Origin of the sequence: Brevibacterium sp. HMSC08F02 (genome assembly GCF_001807555.1) — a bacterium.
Lineage (GTDB): Bacteria > Actinomycetota > Actinomycetes > Actinomycetales > Brevibacteriaceae > Brevibacterium > Brevibacterium ravenspurgense.
In genome coordinates this window covers 1-3,746 of the sequence record NZ_KV789369.1, presented here as the reverse complement: position 1 = coordinate 3,746, position 3,746 = coordinate 1, and the positions used below count along the sequence as shown (strand labels likewise).

General features: G+C 58.5%; 2 protein-coding genes and 2 tRNA genes. 1 reads left to right on the top strand and 3 read right to left on the bottom strand.

Annotated elements, in window-relative coordinates; translation table 11 throughout:
• Positions 1–183: 183 nt before the first annotated feature.
• Together HMPREF3172_RS10200 and HMPREF3172_RS10195 are read right to left on the bottom strand one after the other, a co-directional pair.
• Positions 184–1,584 carry a Na+/H+ antiporter family protein gene (locus HMPREF3172_RS10200; protein WP_256173448.1) on the bottom strand — a complete coding sequence of 467 codons (1,401 nt, stop codon included), beginning with the start codon at positions 1,582–1,584 and terminating at the stop codon, positions 184–186.
• Positions 1,585–1,834: 250 nt separating this feature from the next.
• Positions 1,835–1,905 (bottom strand) — tRNA-Gly (locus tag HMPREF3172_RS10195).
• Positions 1,906–2,026: 121 nt separating this feature from the next.
• Here HMPREF3172_RS10195 and HMPREF3172_RS10190 point away from each other — a divergent pair.
• Positions 2,027–2,100: transfer RNA gene (locus HMPREF3172_RS10190), tRNA-Pro, on the top strand.
• A 223-nt stretch (positions 2,101–2,323) separates the two neighbouring features.
• On the opposite strand, the gene HMPREF3172_RS10185 is transcribed toward HMPREF3172_RS10190, so the two are convergent.
• The coding region (locus tag HMPREF3172_RS10185) for a hypothetical protein (RefSeq protein ID WP_070517323.1) at positions 2,324–3,746 on the bottom strand (1,423 nt) is incomplete at its 5' end.

Genomic DNA, 3,746 nt, shown 5'->3' with positions numbered 1-3,746 from the left:
CACACAAACTCAACCAACGTCCCCGGTTAGTACAGCTAAGGCGCAGAAGCCGGCTAAAGGGAGTCTGGCCGTCCGGATGTGGGTTGGAACGATGGCCCTACACATCAATGGAACAGAGGCGTGAGACATCCGCAGGCCGATTCGCAGCCGCAGGGGTGCACGATGTCCTGAAACCAGACATCTCTACAGCATGAGCACCGCTATCCCCGCGAACAGCAGCATGCCGATATTGCAGTGCAGGAACGTTGGGATGACGGTGTCGCGAATGTGGTCGTGATGCCCATCGGCGGCGAGTCCGGACGTCACGCCGAGGGAAATGGTCGATGCGGGAGAACCGGCATCACCTAGGCCTGCCGAGGCTCCGAGCAGGCAGACAGCAGCCAGCGGGTCAAGCCCCATTTCCAGTGCCAGCGGAATGTAGATCGGGGCGAGGATCGGCACGCTCGCGAAGGAATCGCCGAAGCCGATCGTGATGAATAGGCCCACGAACAGCATGAGGAAAACCCCGAGTGCCGTGTTGTCGCCGATGAACCCGCCGACTGCGGCAATCAGCGGGTCGATCTCACCAGTTACGTTCAACAGTCCTGCAAAGCCGGAGGCAACCGTGATGATGATGGCGATGTGGCTCATCATGAGCACACCCTGGGTGAAGACATCGTCCTGTTCCCTCCACCGGAATACGCCGGCGAGTGTCAAGATGAGGAAGCCGATCATCCCACCCGCGAGCAGGGAATCGAAGGCGATCTGGAAGACGAGTGCTGCAGCTACGGCAATGAGCGTCATGATCAGCTGGAACGGGTGCAGCGACACAGCGTTCTCTGATCCAGCGCTCCCCCGCGCAGCAGAAAGCCGGTCTGCCTGCGGCAGCTGAGGGTAGTCGCGGGGTTTGCGGTAGCTGAAGAGAACAGCGGTCAGCATTCCCGCTGCCAGACCCATGACGGGCCAGAACATCGCTTTCCACGCCATATCAGGGGTTGCAGTGAGCCCCCGCGGGCCGCCGAACTCATTGACGTTGGTCAGCAGAATTTCGTTGAGGTAGATGGCGCCGAAACCCGTGGGCAGCAGCAGGTAGCTGGCACTCATGGAGCATGCGAGTACAACAGCAACGGCGCGGCGGTCGATGCGCAGCCGGTTGAGAACGCCCAAGAGCGGCGGGAGCAGGATGGGGATGAACGCGATGTGCACGGGAACGAGGTTCTGGCTGAGCACTGCCGCGCCGGCGAACAGGCCGAACAGGCCCCACTTTGCACCCTGACTCACTGCACGCTCTTCCGCGGTGGTCTTCTTTGCCACCCACTGGGCGAAGAGCTCAAGAAGACCGGAACGGGACAGCGCGACGGCCAAGGCGCCGATCATGACGTAGGTCAGACCCACCTGCGCGCCGGACAGCAGGTTGTCGTTGAAGCCCGCAAGGGTCTCTTCCATGCTCAGCCCGGCCTGCAGGCCACCGAGAATGGCTGATGACACCAAAGCAATGATGACCGGAACCTTCACAAGGCACAGGGTGACCATCACGAGGATCGCGAACACAACCGCGTTGATCGGGTGGCCCGTCACCTGACCCAGAATCCAGACAGCGGCCAAACCGCCAACCGCAGCCAATACCGAGGGCGGGGGACTTCAAAGAATGTCGGCCGGGCAGCCGTTGGGGATACCGCTTTTCGTTTCACCGCGGCAGGGCCCTGCGGTTTGTTCTCAACGTGCATGACCGGCAGTGTACTGAACGGTAAACAACGTGATGAACACCACCTCGACAACTGTGTTCCCGCGCGCCTACCGTGCACACAAAAAAATCTCGGGACACTGCGCAAACAGTGTCCCGAGATTTGAACCGAGGGGATGACGGGAATCGAACCCGCACTATCAGTTTGGAAGACTGAGGCTCTACCATTGAGCTACATCCCCGCGCGAAGCGCTTCTCTACTTTAAAGCACAGTTCCCCGATCTGCAAAATCGACGGGGTCAGCGCGACATGCGCTCGGGTCGAAGTGCCTTTCTGGCGGCAAAGGGCTAGTATGAAGCAGTCCGGGATGTGGCGCAGCTTGGTAGCGCATCTGCTTTGGGAGCAGAGGGTCGCAGGTTCAAATCCTGTCATCCCGACAGCACAAGGCGGCGGTTTTGCGAATCTAACTTAAATCATTTGCGAAACTGCTCCGCATAGCTAAACCCACCGCTTGATCGCGGTGGGTTTAGTCGTTTTCGCCCTGATCCAGGTGGTAACCAATAAGGAACACAGCATGGTTCGTCCCCTCTAAAACGACTTCTAGCCCGGAACCCTTTATCGGTTTTCCGAGCTAGATGTGAGAAATGTATTCAGTTGGTCTTAAGCCGCCTCGCGTGCAGGCGGCGCGTTCGGGCTTGCCTTCTCGCGCGCCGGATCGCGCGGCGGCTGTGGCTCATGGCGTTCAGGTGGCGGGGTCTTTTCGTCCCTTTCCACCCGGCCAAGAAAACGCCGGATCATGGATACATTGGCCGCAACCACACCCAAAGCCGTATAGAAGAAGGTGGCAGCAAAACCACGAACAGGCCTTCTCGTATGGTCACGAATCGCAGCACCACCACGATTGTTCTTCACATAGTCATTGCGAGTTTCAATCACATTGCGCCACGTGCCATAAATCTTCTTCCATTCCGGTGTCTTAAAAGCAGGGCCAGTTTGGCGGTAGCGCATTCCCTCCTTATTCGGAATGGTTACCGAGGCCCTATTGGTACAGCACTTTCCTTTTGCCTTGCGCGCAGTAGATAGATTTGGCCCGGAGATGGAGGGTAGTCCTCTGTCTCTCGCGTCCTGGCGCTGACTCTTTTCCACCAAGGGACATGCCAGTGTCTTTCCTTTACCTCGTCCCGGACACATAAACATCTGGCTCTCACCGGAGAGCTTCTTGCCTTTTCTCCGCATGGCAAAGGCGCGGCGCTCGTTGATCCGCTGGTTGTAGGTGGCCTCATCAATACGCCCGGCGTAGAAGTCTTCGGTGGCTTCCACCAGAGGTTTCGGCATGGCCGGGCAATACCAGTGGCCTTCAACTAACCCCATGGTTTCATAGAATCCGCGCTTTCCCAGCTGGTTGGTTTTGTAATCTCCCACCAGCGTGTATCCCTTTTTGCGCAGTGGTTCATGGAAGTGTTTGGTCTTAGCTACAGCGAAGTACGCGCGGTCGCCCACCGCTATGCCCTTAGGTGTCTCAGGATCTTCCGCTAAATGCCGCATGGCTTCCAGCCCACGGATCGCAGGGTTGTGGCTGGGCCGGTCAAAAGCCATTCCCATAATCAGGTGCGGTTGAGCATAGGGGCCTTGGTCGCGGATGACTCCGGCAACAAGTGTGGCCTCCCAGCCCCAGACATGCTTGGCGTTTCGCTTTCGCTTTGATTCGCCATGTGTTTCCTGCCGCTCGTCTCGCGAGTACCAGCCTGCTTCCGGCTCGGAGGACATGAGATCGTCCGGCCGGTTCGTCCATCGGTTGTTGCCGCGGCGCACGCCTGGAATAAGTGTTCCGTCTAGGGTGAGGTCTCCCTGCCAGTTCTTGCGGTATTCCTCAGGCATGTCCTCGGTACTGGCCATAACCAGCTCATTGAACACGTAGGTGGCGCGCTGCCATTTTTCCTCGCGGCGCTCAGGGTCTTGTTCGTCCATCAGCCGGTTGAATTCAGCACGGGTAAGCCTGGCGCGATGCGGGATGTTGTCGAATGGGTCAACGACATCAAGGAAGCTGTGTGTACTAACCGGGGGCGTTGGTTGAGTTTGTGTG